This window comes from Pseudomonas asiatica, from assembly GCF_009932335.1.
Taxonomy (GTDB): Bacteria; Pseudomonadota; Gammaproteobacteria; order Pseudomonadales; family Pseudomonadaceae; genus Aquipseudomonas; species Aquipseudomonas asiatica.
On record NZ_BLJF01000002.1, the window covers coordinates 411,275 to 428,615 of the forward strand.

At 63.4% G+C, this 17,341-nt stretch carries 14 protein-coding genes and 1 tRNA gene; 10 read left to right on the top strand and 5 right to left on the bottom strand.

Annotation, left to right across the window (positions count from 1 at the left end; all coding sequences use genetic code 11):
• Positions 1-12 precede the first annotated feature (12 nt).
• The 7 genes from fdnG (at position 13) to GYA95_RS21315 (ending at position 9,216) form a co-directional block, all read left to right on the top strand.
• The gene (gene fdnG / locus GYA95_RS21285; protein WP_137108957.1) at positions 13-3,081 is read left to right on the top strand and encodes a formate dehydrogenase-N subunit alpha; all 3,069 of its coding nucleotides are present in this window, start codon (positions 13-15) and stop codon (positions 3,079-3,081) included.
• Complete coding sequence (gene fdxH / locus GYA95_RS21290; RefSeq protein ID WP_015268757.1) at positions 3,081-4,031, top strand: formate dehydrogenase subunit beta; 951 nt, start codon at positions 3,081-3,083, stop codon at positions 4,029-4,031. The genes fdnG and fdxH overlap by 1 nt, the downstream gene beginning before the upstream one ends.
• A complete protein-coding gene (locus GYA95_RS21295) occupies positions 4,028-4,684 on the top strand; it encodes a formate dehydrogenase subunit gamma (RefSeq protein ID WP_013970651.1) in 657 nt (218 codons plus the stop codon). Before fdxH ends, GYA95_RS21295 begins: the two co-directional genes overlap by 4 nt.
• A gap of 4 nt (positions 4,685-4,688) precedes the next feature.
• A complete protein-coding gene (fdhE, locus tag GYA95_RS21300; protein ID WP_015268758.1) occupies positions 4,689-5,609 on the top strand; it encodes a formate dehydrogenase accessory protein FdhE in 921 nt (306 codons plus the stop codon).
• Positions 5,610-5,767: 158 nt separating this feature from the next.
• Entirely contained in the window at positions 5,768-7,195 is a 1,428-nt protein-coding gene (selA, locus tag GYA95_RS21305; protein ID WP_015268759.1) for an L-seryl-tRNA(Sec) selenium transferase, read from the top strand.
• Positions 7,192-9,114: a selenocysteine-specific translation elongation factor gene (gene selB, locus GYA95_RS21310; protein WP_015268760.1), complete on the top strand. Its 1,923-nt coding sequence runs from the start codon at positions 7,192-7,194 to the stop codon at positions 9,112-9,114. The genes selA and selB overlap by 4 nt, the downstream gene beginning before the upstream one ends.
• Before the next feature lie 6 nt (positions 9,115-9,120).
• Positions 9,121-9,216 (top strand) — tRNA-Sec (locus GYA95_RS21315).
• A 126-nt stretch (positions 9,217-9,342) separates the two neighbouring features.
• On the opposite strand, the gene GYA95_RS21320 is transcribed toward GYA95_RS21315, so the two are convergent.
• Entirely contained in the window at positions 9,343-10,332 is a 990-nt protein-coding gene (locus tag GYA95_RS21320) for an asparaginase (RefSeq protein ID WP_015268761.1), read from the bottom strand.
• A gap of 71 nt (positions 10,333-10,403) precedes the next feature.
• Positions 10,404-11,846, bottom strand: coding sequence for an alanine/glycine:cation symporter family protein (locus GYA95_RS21325; protein ID WP_013970656.1), 1,443 nt, complete (start codon positions 11,844-11,846; stop codon positions 10,404-10,406).
• 178 nt (positions 11,847-12,024) lie between these two features.
• Between GYA95_RS21325 and GYA95_RS21330 the strand changes: the two genes are divergently transcribed.
• Positions 12,025-12,834: a helix-turn-helix domain-containing protein gene (locus tag GYA95_RS21330; protein ID WP_015268762.1), complete on the top strand. Its 810-nt coding sequence runs from the start codon at positions 12,025-12,027 to the stop codon at positions 12,832-12,834.
• An 8-nt stretch (positions 12,835-12,842) separates the two neighbouring features.
• On the opposite strand, the gene GYA95_RS21335 is transcribed toward GYA95_RS21330, so the two are convergent.
• Together GYA95_RS21335 and GYA95_RS21340 are read right to left on the bottom strand one after the other, a co-directional pair.
• Entirely contained in the window at positions 12,843-13,637 is a 795-nt protein-coding gene (locus GYA95_RS21335; RefSeq protein WP_013970658.1) for a TSUP family transporter, read from the bottom strand.
• Positions 13,638-13,654: 17 nt separating this feature from the next.
• Positions 13,655-14,695, bottom strand: a complete 1,041-nt coding sequence (locus GYA95_RS21340; protein ID WP_043935265.1) for a Fe(II)-2OG oxygenase family protein — start codon at positions 14,693-14,695, stop codon at positions 13,655-13,657.
• 264 nt (positions 14,696-14,959) lie between these two features.
• On the opposite strand from GYA95_RS21340, the gene GYA95_RS21345 reads away from it, so the two are divergent.
• Positions 14,960-15,844 (top strand): sugar nucleotide-binding protein, encoded by an 885-nt coding sequence (locus GYA95_RS21345; protein WP_015268764.1) that lies wholly within the window; start codon positions 14,960-14,962, stop codon positions 15,842-15,844.
• Positions 15,837-16,769: an NAD-dependent epimerase/dehydratase family protein gene (locus tag GYA95_RS21350; protein WP_015268765.1), complete on the top strand. Its 933-nt coding sequence runs from the start codon at positions 15,837-15,839 to the stop codon at positions 16,767-16,769. Before GYA95_RS21345 ends, GYA95_RS21350 begins: the two co-directional genes overlap by 8 nt.
• Positions 16,770-16,883: 114 nt before the next feature.
• Here GYA95_RS21350 and GYA95_RS21355 read toward each other — a convergent pair whose 3' ends face one another.
• Positions 16,884-17,327 (bottom strand): winged helix-turn-helix transcriptional regulator, encoded by a 444-nt coding sequence (locus GYA95_RS21355; RefSeq protein ID WP_015268766.1) that lies wholly within the window; start codon positions 17,325-17,327, stop codon positions 16,884-16,886.
• Positions 17,328-17,341 lie beyond the last annotated feature (14 nt).

Consider the following 17,341-nt stretch of genomic DNA (forward strand, 5'->3'; position numbering starts at 1 on the left):
CAGGAGTGCACGATGGACCTGAACCGTCGGCAGTTCTTCAAGGTCGCCGCCGTCGGCCTTGGAGGCTCGAGCCTTGCGGCGTTGGGCATGGCCCCGACACCCGCATTCGCCGAGCAGGTGCGTCACTTCAAGCTGGCGCATACCAAGGAAACCCGTAACACCTGCCCTTACTGCTCGGTCGGCTGCGGCCTGATCATGTACAGCCAGGGCGATGCGGGCAAGAACGTCAAACAAAACATCATCCATATCGAAGGTGACGCCGACCACCCGGTCAACCGCGGCACCCTCTGCCCGAAAGGCGCTGGCCTGCTGGACTTCATCCACAGCCCGAGCCGCCTGCAGTACCCCGAGGTACGCAAGCCGGGCAGCAAGGAGTGGGTGCGGGTCAGCTGGGACGAGGCGCTCGATCGCGTTGCCGACCTGATGAAGCAGGACCGCGACGCCAACTTCATCGAAAAGAACGCCCAGGGGCAAACGGTCAATCGCTGGCTCACCACCGGCTTTCTTGCTGCTTCCGCCGCCTCCAGCGAGGCCGGCTACCTGACCCACAAGGTCATCCGCGCAACAGGCATGCTGGGGTTCGATAACCAGGCTCGTGTCTGACATGGCCCGACGGTGGCAAGTCTTGCCCCGACGTACGGCCGTGGCGCCATGACCAACCACTGGTCCGATATCGCCAATGCGAATCTGGTCCTGGTGATGGGTGGCAACGCAGCAGAAGCGCATCCGTGCGGCTTCAAGTGGGTGACCGAGGCCAAGGCGCACAACAAGGCGCGGCTGATCGTGGTCGACCCGCGGTTTACCCGTACCGCTTCGGTGGCCGACTACTACGCACCGATTCGTACCGGTACCGACATCGCCTTCATGGGCGGGTTGATCAATTACTTGCTGAGCAATGACAAGATCCAGCACGAGTACGTGCGCAACTACACCGATGTGTCGTTCATCGTCAAAGAGAACTATGGCTTCGAGGATGGCCTGTTCAGCGGGTACGACGAGGCCAAGCGCGTGTATTCCGACAAGTCCGGCTGGGGTTACGAGCTGGGTGAAGACGGCTTTGCCAAGGTCGACCCGACGCTGCAGCACCCGCGCTGCGTGTTCCAGCTGATGAAGCAGCACTACAGCCGCTATACACCGGAACTGGCAAGCATGACCTGTGGCATGCCGCAGGACGCCATGTTGAAGATCTGGGAAGAGATCGCCACCTGCTCGGTACCGGGCAAGACCATGACGATCCTCTATGCGCTTGGCTGGACGCAGCACTCGATCGGCGCACAGATCATCCGCAGTGCGGCCATGGTGCAGTTGCTGCTGGGCAACGTCGGCATGCCGGGTGGCGGGGTCAACGCCTTGCGCGGGCACTCCAACATCCAGGGCCTGACCGACCTCGGCCTGCTGTCCAACTCGTTGCCGGGTTACTTGACCCTTGCCGGCGATGCCGAGCAGGACTATGCCGCCTATATCGACAAGCGCGCCTCCAAGCCACTGCGTCCTGGCCAACTGTCGTACTGGCAGAACTACGGCAAGTTCCATGTCAGCCTGATGAAGGCGTGGTACGGCGCCAATGCCACGGCGGAGAACAACTGGGGCTACGACTGGCTGCCCAAGCTCGATGTGCCGGCCTACGACGTGCTGCGCATGTTCGAGATGATGGGCCAGGGCAAGGTAAACGGCTACATGTGCCAAGGTTTCAACCCGATTGCCGCGCTGCCGGACAAGAACCGTGTCACTGCCGCCCTGAGCAAACTCAAGTGGCTGGTGATCATGGACCCGCTGGCCACCGAGACCTCGGAGTTCTGGCGCAACGCCGGGCCGTTCAACGATGTCGATACGGCCAACATCCAGACCGAAGTGATCCGCCTGCCCACTACCTGCTTTGCCGAGGAAGACGGCTCGCTGGTCAACAGCAGCCGCTGGCTGCAGTGGCACTGGAAGGGCGCCGACGGCCCGGGCGAGACCCGCACCGACGTTCACATCATGAGCGAGCTGTTCCTGCGCCTGCGCCGACGCTACCAGGCCGAAGGCGGCGCCTATCCTGACGCGCTGATGAACATCAACTGGCCATACAAGGTCCCTGAAGAGCCATCCCCGGAGGAGCTGGCCAAGGAAATGAACGGCTGGGCGGTGACGGACGTCACCGATCCGACTGGCGCAGTGCTCAAGGCCGGCCAGCAACTGGCGGGCTTTGGCCAGCTCAAGGACGACGGCAGCACTGCGTCCGGTTGCTGGATCTTCTCCGGCAGCTGGACCGAGCAGGGTAACCAGATGGCTCGCCGTGACAACAGCGACCCGTACGGCATGCACCAAGTGCAGAACTGGGCCTGGGCCTGGCCGGCCAACCGCCGCATCCTCTACAACCGTGCCTCCAGCGACCCGCAAGGCAAGCCGTGGGACCCGGAGAAGAAGCGCCTGGTGTGGTGGAACGGCAAGGCCTGGACCGGGACCGATGTGCCCGACTTCAAGGTCGACTCGCCGCCCGAGGCGGGGATGAACCCGTTCATCATGAACCCCGAAGGCGTGGCGCGGTTCTTCGCCATCGACAAGATGGCCGAAGGCCCGTTCCCCGAGCACTACGAGCCGTTCGAGACGCCGATTGGCATCAACCCGCTGCACCCGCAGAACAAGAAGGCCACCAGTAACCCGGCCGGGCGGGTATTCGACTCGGTGTGGGACACCCTCGGCAAGCACGACGAGTTCCCGTACGCGGCGACCACGTACAGGCTGACCGAGCACTTCCACTTCTGGAGCAAGCATTGCCGGCTCAACGCCATTGCCCAGCCCGAGCAGTTCGTCGAAATCGGCGAGGTGCTGGCCAACGAGAAAGGTATCAAGGCCGGCGACCGGGTGCGGGTATCGAGCAAGCGCGGACACATCGATGCGGTGGCGGTAGTGACCAAGCGGATTCGCCCGCTCCAGGTCAATAACCAGACCGTGCACCAGATCGGCATCCCGCTGCACTGGGGCTTCACCGGGGCTACGCGGCATGGCTACCTGACCAACACCCTGGTGCCTTTCCTGGGTGACGGCAATACCCAGACGCCAGAGTCCAAGTCGTTCCTCGTCAAAGTGGAGAAACTCTGATGGCCAGCCAAGACATCATCGCCCGCTCGGCCACCACCACCTTACCGCCTTCGGTACGCCAGCAGCAGGAAGTCGCCAAGCTGATCGACACCACCAAATGCATCGGCTGCAAGGCTTGCCAGGTGGCGTGTTCGGAGTGGAACGAACTGCGTGACGAGGTCGGCCACAACCACGGCACCTACGACAACCCCCAGGACCTCACTGCCGAGACCTGGACCCTGATGCGCTTTACCGAGCACGAGCGCGACGACGGCAACCTGGAGTGGCTGATTCGCAAGGATGGCTGCATGCACTGCGCCGAGCCAGGTTGCCTGAAGGCGTGCCCGAGCCCGGGAGCGATCATCAAGCACGCCAACGGCATCGTCGACTTCAACCAGGACCACTGCATCGGTTGTGGGTACTGCATCACCGGTTGCCCGTTCAATATCCCGCGTATTTCGCAGAAGGACCACAAGGCGTACAAGTGCACCCTGTGTTCCGACCGCGTGACCGTGGGCCTGGAGCCGGCCTGCGTGAAAACCTGCCCGACCGGGGCGATCGTGTTCGGCACGAAGGATGAGATGAAGGTGCATGCCGCCGAGCGCGTCGTCGACCTCAAGTCGCGGGGCTACGACAAGGCCGGGCTGTACGACCCGGACGGCGTCGGTGGCACCCACGTGATGTATGTGCTGCACCATGCCGACACACCGAAGCTGTACGCCGGCCTGCCGGACCAGCCGGTGATCAGCCCGCTGGTGGGGCTGTGGAAGGGCTTTACCAAGCCGCTGGCGCTGCTGGCCATGGGGGCTGCGGTGCTGGCCGGGTTCTTCCACTATGTGCGGGTAGGGCCACAGCGGGTGGAGGAGGACGAACACCCGGCACCTGCGGATGAAAGCGTGCACCAGGTGGACCCGTCGGTCCATGTCTATGATCCGACCAAGCCCGGTGGGCAAGGGGAGCAGCGACCATGAACGACAACAAACCCATCCTGCGCTACAACGCCAACGAGCGCAGCAATCACTGGGTCGTCGCGATCCTGTTCATCCTGGCTGGCCTGTCGGGGCTGGCGCTGTTCCATCCGGCGCTGTTCTGGCTCAGCAACCTGTTCGGCGGTGGGCCCTGGACACGCATCCTGCACCCCTTCCTCGGGGTGGCGATGTTCGTGTTCTTCCTCGGCCTGGTGCTGCGTTTCTGGCGCGCCAATTTCATCACTGCCAATGACCGACTGTGGCTGCGCCGGGTGGACCGGGTGATGCTCAACAAGGAGGAGGGTGTGCCACCGATCGGCAAGTACAACGCCGGGCAGAAGCTGTTGTTCTGGACCCTGCTGGTGTGCATGCTGGTTCTGCTGGTCAGCGGCGTGGTGATCTGGCGCGCATACTTCAGCCATTTGTTCGGCATCGAGGTCATTCGCCTGTCTGCGCTGCTCCACGCCCTGGCGGCGTTCGTGCTGATCCTCAGCATCATCGTGCACATCTACGCCGGTATCTGGATCAAGGGCTCGATCGGCGCCATGCTGCATGGCTGGGTCAGCCGCGCCTGGGCGCGCAAGCACCATGAGTTGTGGTACCGCGAAGTGACTGGTGACAAGACGCCGGGCAATCACGGACGAAAAGAAGGATGAGCGCTTGAGCACGATACTCGAACCCGGGCAGATCGAAGCGTCGGCAGTGATGCCGCCGTTTCTGCACCTGCCCCCCGCCAACCTGTTCGAACTGCGCGCCGCGCGTCTGGAGCAGCTGGCTGAGGGCAATGCCCTTGGCGAATACCTGAAGCTGGTGGCTCGTTTGTGCCGTATCCAGCAGCAGCTTGTGGATAACCCGCCCGCTGGCATGCCGGTGGCAGAGGAGCGTCAGCGCCTGTGCATAAGTCATGGTTTGCCGCCACTGGCGGCGGACAGCCTGGTGCGTGAAGGGCCATGGCTGGTCTGGTTGCTGGCCTTGCTCGAGCATCTCGACGCGGACACCAGCGGTCCGTTGGGGGAGGCGCTGCAAACCCTGCGCAGCAGTGACGACCATCAACGCAAGGGTTGGGGCATCGCCTTGCTCGCCGGCCAGTACGACGCAGTGCCCGCAGCACTGGTGCCGTTCATTGGGGCGGCCTTGCAGGCGGCCTGGTCCAGCTGGTTGCTGGCGCTGCCCGCGCCAGAGCTCAAGCCCGCCGACAGCCTGGCCCAGTGCCCGGCCTGCGGTTCGCCGGCGATGGCCGGGGTGGTGCGCAACCGCGGCAAGCACAATGGCCTGCGCTACCTGGCTTGTTCGCTGTGTGCCTGCGAATGGCACGTGGTGCGGGTCAAATGCGTGTACTGCGAGTCGAGCAAGGACCTGCGCTATACCAGCCTTGACGATGACCGCCATGCGCCGGGCAAGGCGCCGCTACGGGCGGAGTGCTGCCCGGAGTGCGAGAGCTACCTGAAGCAGAACTACCTGGAAAACGACGCGGCGGCCGAGCCGCTGGCCGATGACCTGGCCAGCCTGGCACTGGACATTCGCCTGGACGAGGAGGGCTTCCATCGGTTGGCACCGAACCTGATGCTCGCACCCGGGTAATGGAGAGTGTCTACACTGTAAGACCGAGTCGCCTTCTTCGCGGGTAAACCCGCTCCCACAGGGCCCGCGCAGCTTTTGAGGCTTGCGCGGCCCTTGTAGGAGCGGGTTTACCCGCGAGAGGCCAGTACAGACAACGGATCAGTCCAAGGTAGTACCGCATGCCCTCCAGCCTAGCCAGCGACACCCCACGCCTGCCCTCCATCGACACCCTTTTGCGCCACCCAGCCTGCCTCCCGCTGATCGACCGCCACGGTCGCGACGCGGTCCTCGCCACCCTGCGGCAACTGCTCGACGACCTGCGCGACCCCGCCCGCACCGGCCAGCTCAGCACCGCCGAACTGGCCGCTGAAGTCCTGCTGGGCCGCACTGGCGAACGCTTGGCCACCCAGCAACGCAGCCAGGTCCGCCGAGTGTTCAACCTCACCGGCACCGTGTTGCACACCAACCTCGGCCGCGCCCTGTTGCCAGAGGAGGCCATCGAGGCCATGCAGACCGCCGCCCGCTACCCGCTCAACCTGGAATTCGACCTGGCCACCGGCAAGCGCGGCGACCGTGACGATCTGATCGAGGGCCTGATCCGCGAGCTGACAGGCGCCGAAGCCGTCACCGTGGTCAACAACAACGCCGCCGCCGTGCTGCTGGCGCTCAACAGCCTGGGTGCGCGCAAGGAGGGGATCATCTCACGCGGTGAACTGATCGAGATCGGCGGTGCCTTCCGCATCCCCGACATCATGGCCCGCGCCGGCGTGAAGCTGCACGAAGTCGGCACCACCAACCGCACCCATGCCCGTGACTACGAGGCCGCCATCAGCCCGCGTACGGGCCTGCTGATGCGGGTGCATTGCAGCAACTACAGCATTCAGGGCTTCACTACCCAGGTGCCCACCGCCGAGCTGGCGCGTATCGCCCACCAACATGACTTGCCGTTGCTTGAAGACCTTGGCAGCGGCAGCCTGCTTGACCTTACCCGCTGGGGCCTGCCCGCCGAGCCTACTGTGCGTCAGGCCCTGGCTGACGGCGCCGATATCGTCACCTTCAGCGGCGACAAACTGCTGGGCGGGCCGCAAGCCGGAATCATCGTCGGGCGCAAGGAGCTGATCGCCAGAATCAAGAAGAACCCGCTCAAGCGCGCGCTGCGGGTCGACAAGATCACCCTTGCCGCACTCGAAGCGGTGCTGGCGTTGTACCGCAACCCCGACCGCCTGGCCGAGCGCCTGCCCAGCCTGCGCCTGCTGACCCGCAGTCAGGCCGAAATCCAGGCCCAGGCCGAGCGCCTGGCCCCTGAAATCAAAGCCCGGCTCGGCGAGCAATGGGCGGTCAGTGTGGAGCCGGCGTTGGGCATGATTGGCAGTGGCAGCCAACCGGTGGCCCGCCTGCCAAGCGCGGCATTGTGCCTGCGCCCGCAGGTGTCGAAGAAGTTGCGCGGGCGCAGCCTGCATGTACTGGAGCGCGCCTTGCGCGGTCTGCCCGTGCCAGTGCTCGGCCGAATCGACGATGACGCCCTGTGGCTGGACCTGCGCCAACTGGATGACGAGGCCCAGTGGCTGGCTCAGTTGCCCACCCTGCAATTGGGGCCGGTACAGTGATCGTTGGTACCGCCGGCCACATCGACCACGGCAAGACCGCACTGCTCCAGGCCCTGACCGGCCAGGCCGGTGACCAGCGCCAGGAGGAGCGCGCCCGTGGCATGACCATCGACCTTGGCTATCGCTATGCGGCGTTGACCGAGGGCGCAGTGCTGACCGGCTTCATCGACGTGCCCGGTCACGAGCGCTTTATCCACAACATGCTGGCCGGCGCCCATGGTATCGATCTGGTGCTGCTGGTAGTCGCGGCCGACGACGGGGTGATGCCTCAAACCCGCGAGCACCTGGCGATCATCGAGTTGCTGGGCATCCCACAAGCCCTGGTGGCGATCAGCAAATGCGACCGTGTAGAGCCGGCCCGCCTGGCCGAAGTGCAGGCACAGGTCAGCGAACTTCTCGCGCCGGGCCCATATGCCGGTGCGCGGCAGTTTCCGTTGTCAAGTGTGACCGGCGAAGGTATCGATGCCTTGCGCCAGGCCTTGCTGGCCGCGCAACAGCGCGTGTGCCAGCGCAGCGTGCGCGGCGGTTTCCGCCTGGCCGTCGACCGCGCCTTTGCCGTTACCGGTGCGGGTGTGGTGGTCACGGGCACGGCGCTGGCCGGGCGGGTCAGTGCCGGTGACACCTTGTTACTGGGCAAGGCCGGCAAACCGGTGCGGGTGCGTGGCCTGCATGCGCAGAACCAGGCCGCACTGGTGGCCGAAGCGGGCCAGCGGGTGGCACTGAACATTGCTGCCGAACGCCTGGCGGTGGAGCAGGTGCGCCGGGGGGACTGGCTGGTGCCCGAGTGGCTGCATGCGCCTAGCGTGCGGGTGGATATCGAGCTGAACCTGTTGCCGGGCGAGACCCGTACCTTCGAGCATTTCAGCGCTGTGCACGTGCACCTGGGCACCCAGGATGTAACGGCCCGGGTAGCCTTGCTCGAGGGTGAAACCTTGGTGGCAGGCCAGCGCATGTTCGCCCAGTTGCTGCTCAACGCGCCGCTGCAGGCGGTACACGGCGACCGCTTGGTGCTGCGCGATCAGCGTGCCCAGCGCACACTGGGGGGCGGCAAGGTACTCGATCCGTTCGCGCCAAGCCGTCAGCGTCGCAGTGATGAGCGCCTGCGCCAATTGCAGGTGCTGCGTGATGCCGAGGACCTGGAGCAGGCCTTGCCGGCACTGCTTGCCAGCGCACCCGGGGGGATCGACCCGCAACGTCTGGAACGGCAGTTCAATCGCCTGCGCGAAACCTGGCAGTTGCCGGAAGATGTGCTGGTGGTGGCCACGCGGCAGGGCCAACTGCTGTTTGCCAGTGTCCGGTGGCAGGCGCTCAAGCGCCAGGTGCTGGAGCAGTTGGTGCGGTTCCATGAACAGGAGCCCGACCAGCTCGGCCCGGACCGCGACCGCCTGCGCCGCTTTGCTGCCTTGCCGCTGGAGCGGCCCGCTTTTGTCAGCCTGCTGGATGAGTTGCTCGAAGACGGCGCCATTGCCAGCAGCGGGCCTTGGCTGCACCTGCCCGATCACAAGGTGCAGTTGAGCGAAGCCGACAGTGCATTATGGGCGAGTCTGCAACCGAAGTTGCTGGCGGGGCAATACGATCCGCCCTGGGTCCGGACGCTGGCGAGCGAGGAAAATTGTGCCGAAGCCGATGTGCGCCTGTTGCTGCGCAAGCTGGCCCGGTTGGGCCTGGTGCACCAGGTGGTGCGCGACCTGTTCTACCCCGAGGCGACGCTACAGCGCATGGCAGAGCTGCTGCTGGGGCAGGCCAGTGAAACGCCGATAGTGCAGGTTGCCGCGTTTCGCGATATGTTGGGCATCGGTCGCAAGCGCAGTGTGCAGATTCTGGAGTACTTCGACCGCATCGGCCTGACCCGGAGGGTGGCCGATCAGCGTCACATTCGCGCCGACAGCGCCCTGGCCCAGCAGCAGGCCAGGCACTGAGTTCAAGGAAGGCAATCGCGCCCGGTGGCGCGGCCGGGCTTCAAACCCGGTTGGGGACGGCAGCCGTTCCCGGGCAGGTTCGACTCCCGCTGCCTTCCGCCATTTTCCTTTGCCTGTCAGGGCCCTATCGCCGGCAAGCCAGCTCCCACAGGTACTCCACAGGCCTCAGGCCTTGTGTTATCCCTGTGGGAGCTGGCTTGCCGGCGATAGGGCCAGACCAGGCAACACTCAGGCCCGTTCCCCACACAGATCCAGGGCAAACCACCGCTCCGCCGTGTCGACATCCAGCCCGGCCCCCAGCAACGCAACCATCTTGGCCAGCGCCGCCTCCCGGGTCATGCCCCCGCCACTGACCAGCCCGGCCCCGCGCAAGCGGTTACCCGCCGCATAGGTATCGAACACCACCGACCCCTCAGGGCACTGGCTGATAGCTGCCAGCATCACACCCCGCTGGCGTGCCGCGCTCAGCGCATCCAGCAACGCCTGGTCATCCGACGGCCCGGTACCGCTGCCGTAGCACTCCAGCAGCAAACCCTGCACGCCGCTGCCCAGCAGTGCCTGCAAGTGCCCGGCCTGCAGGCCCGGGAACACCGGCACTATCGCCAGGTTGACCGGCTGGCGCGGGTGCTTGTAGCCAAGCTCGGCAGGGATCGCCGTTGCGCGCTCACTGTCACGATGGCGCGGCAGCGCGGCAAAGGCATCGAACGCCTCGCTGCGCAGCTTCGACGCCCGGCAGCCATGCAGCAGCTGCCCATGGAAGTACAGTTGCACGCCATCTTCCAGCCCTTGTTCGAACTGGCGCAGTGCGCCGCACAAGTTGCCCCAGGCGTCGCTGTCCGCGCTACCTGCAGGCAGCATCGAGCCGGTCAGCAGCACTGGCACCGGCAGGCCCAGCAGCAGGAACGACAACGCCGCGGCGCTGTAGGCCAGGCTGTCGGTACCATGCAGTACGAGCACGCCATCATGGCCAGCCACCTCTACCGCTGCGACGATTGCATCGCGCATCGCCAGCCAGTTGTGCTGTTGCATGTTGGCGCTGTCGAGCAGCGGGTTCAGTTCCTGCAAGGTCCATTGCACCTGGGGTGCATCGGCCAACTGGGCAAAGTGTTCGCGCATGCGTGCTTCGAAGCCACCGGCCGGCGCCAGGCCTTCGGGGGTTTCGAGCATGCCGATGGTGCCCCCGGTATAGAGCACGAGGAGATTCTTTACTGCTCGCATGGGAAGTATCCGTAGCGGTGAGCGGAAGAAGGTAAGCCGCCCACGGACGGGGCGGCTGGCAGGGGAGAATATCAGCGCTGCGTCTGGACTTCGCCGACTGCTTTGTCAGTGGCTGTTTCCGCCTGCGGATTGGCAGGCCAGGCATTGCGATCCAGGTCCAGGTCGGCAAACTTGGCCGAGTCGAACACCGGTTGGTCGACGCCCGCCTTGCGCTGGTCGTCGTAGTCGCGCATCACCCGCAGGCCGACCTTGAACAGCAGGGCCAGGGCCACCAGGTTGACGAAGGCCAGGCAGGTCATGGTGATATCGGCAAAGGCGAACACAGTCGACAGGTCCTGCAACGAGCCCCATACAACCAGCGCCAGTACCAGGCCACGGAATACCATCAGTACCACACGATTGCGGCTGAGGAACTGCAGGCTGTTCTCGCCCAGGTAGTAGTTGTAGAGGATGCAGGTGAACACGAACAGCGACAGTGCCACGCTGACGAACACGCGGCCCCAGTCACCAACCACGGCGGCCAGCGAGTTCTGGGTCAGGACGATGCCGTCACCTTCGAAGCCCGGGGTGTAGAAGCCCGACAACAGGATCAGCAACGCGGTGCAGGTGCAGATCACGAAGGTGTCGAGGAACACGCTGAATGCCTGGACAACGCCCTGCGCACCCGGGTGTTTCACGGCGGCCACGGCTGCGACGTTTGGCGCACTGCCCAGGCCCGCTTCGTTGGCGAACACACCACGCTTCACGCCCATGACGATGGCACTGCCGAGCAGGCCGCCGAACGCCGGGTCGAGGCCGAAGGCACTCTTGAAGATGGTTTCCAGCATGGCTGGCACGTGCTCGATCTGGGTGCCGATCACGTACAGGGTCACGCCGATGTACGCCAGGGTCTTGACCGGTACCAGCAGGTCCGACACCGCGGCGATGCGCTTGATGCCGCCGATGAAGGTGATGGCCAGCAGCACGGCGAGGACGATGCCGGTGTGCTTGGGGTCGAAGGCGAAGGCGTTCTGCAGCGAGTGAGTCACGGTGTACGACTGCAGGCCGATGAAGGCGAAGCCGTAGGTGACCAGCAGCAGGACCGAGAACACGATGGCCATGCTTTTCAGCTTCAGGCCGTGCTGGATGTAGTACGCCGGGCCACCACGGTACAGGCCGTCGCCATCGGCGCGCTTGTAGACCTGGGCCAGGGTGCATTCGAAGAAGCTGCTGGACATACCCACCAGTGCGGTGACCCACATCCAGAACACGGCGCCTGGGCCACCCAGGGTCACGGCAATGCCGACACCGGCGATGTTACCGGCACCAACGCGGCCAGCCAGGCTCAGCATCAGGGCCTGGAAGGAGCTCAGCTGGCCTGCCTGGCCACGCAGCGATTCCTTGAACACACCGAACATGTGGCCGAAGTGGCGGAACTGGACGAACCGGGAGCGGATAGTGAAGTAGCTACCCAGCCCTACGATCAGCACAATGAGAAGTTTCCCCGAGAGGAAATCGTTGAGTACTTCGAGCATTGGAAAATGACCTCGATTCTTATTGTTCGTGTGGAAAGATCAGCGGACGGCAGGCGCACCGCTATTCGTGGGGCGCATGGTTGGCTATGACAAGAGCGGTTACAATTTCGCGGGTTGCTCTGATTTGGTGCAACTTGATGCTACAATTGCGCCATTCGCGTCACCTGAGTCCCGAGTCATGAGCGATCATTTCGCTACCAACCTCAAACTGGCCTGCAGCCACTACCGCTCTATCTCCGAAGTTTGCCGCCAGCTGTCGATCAACCGCGCACAGTTCAACAAGTACCTGAGTGGGCAAAGCCGCCCGACGGCCTACAACCTCAAGCGCATCGGCGATTTCTTCGGGGTCGAAGATTACGAATTGAATTTGCCACCCGAGCAGTTCAGCCGCCTGATCGGTGCTCGCGTGTCGACCCCGGCCGAGCAGCCTGGCGACCCGATCAGTGATCTGTTCCGTCCGTTGCACGCCCATGCGGGGAACCTGTCGCGCTATTGCGGTTACTACCTGGAATATTCCAACTGCATGTCGGTTCCGGGCACGGTCCTGGTGTCATTGGTGCACCTGTGGGAGGAGCGCGGGCAGTTCCTTTTCGAACGCCAGGAACGCCAGGAGCGTTCCAGCGCCACCAACCCCCATGCCGAGGTGCGTTGCCGCTATCTGGGAGCGGCGTTCCAACTGCAGGACCGGATGTTCCTGGTCGATTACGAGTCGCTGACGTTCAACGAGATGAGCCAGACTATCCTCATCCCCAGTTTCAAGAGCCGCATTACCCGCCTCAACGGCCTGAAGGCCGGCGTATCCAGCGGAGACCGGCGCAACCCGGCCTGCACTCGGGTTGTGTGGGACTACCTGGGAGAGGAGATCAATCGCATCAATGTCTACCGGCAGGTAAAACTGTACCAGCCGGATGACCCACGCATAGATGACGATGTGCGTGAGCGCCTTAGCGTGGGGCCGTTGCGTAACAGTCTGTTCGAAATCGAGTGATGCTTTTTTCAGAGAACAAGTTGATGTAACCACTCGCCAACAGGGTTGCCTGGGTCGAGCAGCAACTTGATTGCCATGATGCAGCAAACACAGACCAGCAATGGCTTGATCAGACGGGGGCCAAAGTGTACTGCGCAGCGTGCGCCCAGTTGAGCCCCCACAAAAGCAGCGAATGCCATCGCCAGTGCCAGCGGCCAGATGATCGCCCCGCTCAGTGAAAAGACTGACAACGCGCCCAGATTACAGGCTGCGTTCAATAGCTTGCTGGTGCACACGGCTTGTATCAAGTGCTGGCCCAAGAGGATCACGCAGGCCAGCATGAAGAACGAGCCTACGCCAGGGCCGAAGATCCCGTCATAAAAGCCAATGATTGGTGCAACCGTAATGCAGAACAGGCTGGTCGATATCTTTGCCTTGCGCGCTTGTTCATTCGGCTTTGGACTGAAGGCAAAGTAGGCGGCTATCAGGATCAGCAGAGGTGGAACGCACGCCTGCAGAACGCTTTTGGGCACGTAAGTTATCGACAAGGCACCCAACGCCCCTCCGATAAACGACATGACAGCCATTGGACTGCCTTGTCTCCAGTCGATCATGCCTTTGCGGGCGAAGGCGCACGTAGCCGAAACCGTAGCCGAAGCCGCCTGGAACTTGTTGGTGGCAATTGCCGCCAAGGGTTCGATACCGGCAATGAACAACACCGGGAGCGTGATCAGGCCCCCGCCACCGGCGATAGCATCGAAAAAGCCGGCCATCAGTGCCACCAGTGCGAGGGTCAGAACAAGCGTTAAATCTAATTCGATCATTGAGTGTTTTCCTATGATCAGCCACGCACCAGCAGCGGGTCTTCAGCGAGCACCAGCGGTTCGGCAAAGGGGGAATATCCGAATTGACGGATAAGCAGGCGCCGGTTGTCCTGAACCATGTCGCGGCCGTGCAAGGCTCGGCTGTTGTTGATCAGCAGTGCGGTGTCAGGCTGCAGGACAAACGCCAACGGTTGTGTGGTATCCAGTATTTTTTGAAAGGAGTCGAAAGCGCGCGCAGCAGCGCTGCAGGCGCGGTCATTCAGACTGAAGCGATAGCTATTGTAACGAACAGAGAAACCACCATTTGGCTCGAATTGCAGTATTGAAACTGCTTTGCCTGCATTGCCTTGCCCGTGACCGAAGCAGTCACTGCGGGTGAAGTCGAAAGACGCTGAAGTCAGTGCAAGTGTGCCCATGCTACCCAAGCGTTCAATGATTCCCTGGAGCGGGAAGACATGCGTAGGTTCATTGGCGGGGTTCCAGCGCGCAGTCAGAATCAGTGCAGAGGGAGCAGGGGAGTGAGCGTTGCTGGAAATTGTCGAGCAGTTGTAAGGCGCTTCAGTGTGTGGCCCCAAGCGCAAGCCCGCATGCGAGCTGGTTTCAACTTTCAGGCAGGGATCTTCGTCGAGTCGCGGAATGCGGCCACCGCCCTTGAAGTTGCCCACCAGGCGAACCTGCTTACCCTCGTTATCTATATCGAAGGCGAAACTGCGGTGGCGCACGAGCTCCAGCAGCAGTTGATTGCGTGAGGCAAGGTATTGGCAGCGTGGGTTTTGCGCCAGGGTGGAAATGTGGGGCAGATATTCTGGTATTGGCTCGTCGGCACAAGGCATATGTCTGTACATCAAGGCAGATAGATGGCCTTCACTGAAGCGTTGTAGCAGCCCACGCTGTTCCACACTCAAGGCTTGCTCGAGTTGATCGGCGAATATACGAGCCTGAAGTGCTACTCCTTTGGCCTCTGGGCCACCCAGGTCAGCAATGGTCTGGCTTGCAAAGGCTATGGCTTTGCTTTGCTCCGGGCTGAAATCCAGGTATGCAGCTTCTGAATGAGGCATTGAACGTTCCCTGTACTTGTTTTTGTGAAGCTCCCCGGCTGGCAAGTGGGGGAGTCAACTATTCAATGCGGTTGTGCTGTTGCGCGGAAGTCAGCTCGTTCCTGGTATGTCGTAGGAGATTTCTGCGTGTTGCGGTATTGAACGGTGAAACTTTGAAATCACTACCGCCTGTGGCATCGAACGGGTCCGGTGTTGGACTTCCCCGCCCGGAAACCGCAAAATGACCCCTTTCCTTCAATCAACCTCTCCGGATCTGCTGACTCTATGCGTATGCGCCTAATGCTGTTGGGTGGTGGCAATGCCCTCGGGCAAGCGCTGATTCGTCTTGGGGCCGAGGAGGACATCGCATTCCTGGCTCCGCGTCCACCCGAGAACGGCTGGACGCCGGCCAGCCTCACCCAGCTGCTCGACGATCATCGTCCCGATGCACTGGTCAACCTGGCCTATTACTTCGACTGGTTCCAGGCCGAGTCGGTCAGTGAGCAGCGCCTGGCCCAGCAGGAGCGGGCTGTGGAGCGGTTGGCAGAGCTGTGCCAGCACCACCAGATCACCCTGGTTCAGCCATCCAGCTACCGGGTGTTCGATGGTTCTCGGGCCACGGCCTACAGCGAAAAGGACGAGCCGGTACCGCTGGGCCTGCGTGGCCAGGCCCTGTGGCGTTTCGAGCAGAGCGTTCGCGCGGCTTGCCCGCAACACGTGCTGTTGCGCTTTGGTTGGCTGCTCGACGAAAGCATCGACGGGGCGTTGGGCCGCTTCCTTACCCGCGCCGAGCAACCCCAGGAGCTGCTGCTGGCCGATGACCGGCGTGGCAACCCTACGCCGGTCGACGACGCCGCCCGGGTGATCCTGTCGGTGCTCAAACAACTCGATTGCAGTGCGCCGCTGTGGGGCACCTACCATTACGCCGGCAACGAGGCGACCACGCCGCTGGCGCTGGGCCAGGCGATCCTCGCCGAGGCAGGCCAGTACCGGCAGCTGGCCGTGCAGGCGCCGACGCCGCAGGCACATGCCGCACGGCCGGATGCCAGCGAAGAGCCGCAGCACGCGGTACTGGCCTGCAAGAAAATCCTTCATACCTTCGGCATCAAGCCGCGCGCCTGGCGCGCCGGCTTGCCGCCTCTACTGGACCGGTTCTACCGCCATGGCTGACGCCCCCATCCTGATCACCGGCGGTGCCGGCTTTATTGGCTCCCACCTGTGCGATGCGTTGTTGGAGAAAGGCTACGCCGTACGCATTCTCGACGATTTCTCCACTGGCCAGCGGGGCAACCTGCAGGTTGGCCACCCTCGGCTGGAACTGGTTGAAGGCGATGTCGCCGATGCCGAGCTGGTTACGCAGGTTACGGCTGGCTGCAGTGCCGTGGTGCACCTGGCTGCGGTGGCCTCGGTGCAGGCCTCGGTCGAGGACCCGGTGCGGACCCACCAGAGCAATTTCATCGGTACCCTCAACGTGTGCGAAGCCATGCGCGTGCATGGGCTGCGCCGGGTGCTGTTCGCCTCCAGTGCGGCGGTGTATGGCAACAATGGTGAAGGCGAGTCGATTGCCGAAGACACTCCCAAGGCGCCGCTGACCCCCTATGCCGTGGACAAGCTGGCCAGTGAGCAGTACCTGGACTTCTACCGTCGTCAGCATGGCCTGGAGCCGGTGGTGTTCCGCTTCTTCAATATCTTCGGGCCGCGCCAGGACCCGTCCTCGCCGTATTCCGGGGTGATCAGCATCTTCTCCCAACGTGCTGTGCAGGGTTTGCCGATTACCGTATTCGGTGATGGTGAGCAGACCCGGGACTTCCTTTACGTGGGCGACCTGGTGCAGGTGATGGTGCAGGCGCTGGAGCAGCCGCAGGTCGAGGAGGGCGCGGTGAATATCGGCCTCAACCAGGCCACATCGCTTAACCAGCTGCTGGCAGCGCTTGAGAAGGTGGTGGGTAGCTTGCCGGCGGTCAGCTATGTGGCGGCACGTTCGGGTGACATTCGCCATTCGCGGGCGGATAACCAGCGCTTGTTGGCGCGGTTCGAGTTTCCGCAGGCGACGCCGATGGTCGAGGGCTTGTCGCGGCTTCTGGGCAAGGGCTGAATTGCTTGGGGGCGCTTTGCGCCCCTATCGCCGGCAAGCCAGCTCCCCGAGAGCGAGTACGCGGTCCCGGTGGGAGCTGGCTTGCCGGCGATGGGCTGCGCAGCAGCCCCAGAATCACTCATGCCGCACCACTTTTCGCAGGCAATCCCCTGCCGCCAGCACCCGCCCATCCCGGGCCCGCACCTGCAGTGTTTCCAGCGCCTGCCCCGTATCACCATCCACCAACTCCGAACGCACCTCGCCCGCCTCGAACAGAAACCGCTCCCCCCACTGCCTCAAGCCAACCACCACCGGGAACACCGATCGCCCTTTCTCGGTCAGCACATACTCCTTGTAGGCACTGCCATCCGACGCCGGCTGCATCGTCAGCAGCCCACTCTCCACCAGCCACTTCAGCCGTGAGGCGAGGATGTTCTTCGCCAGCCCCAGGTTCTTCTGGAATTCACTGAAGCGCCGCAGCCCATCGAATGCGTCGCGCAGGATCATCAGCGCCCAGCGGTCTCCCAGTACCTCCAGCGCCCGGGCTACGGGGCATTGCGCATTGTTTTCATCGAGCATGGACGGGGCCTTTC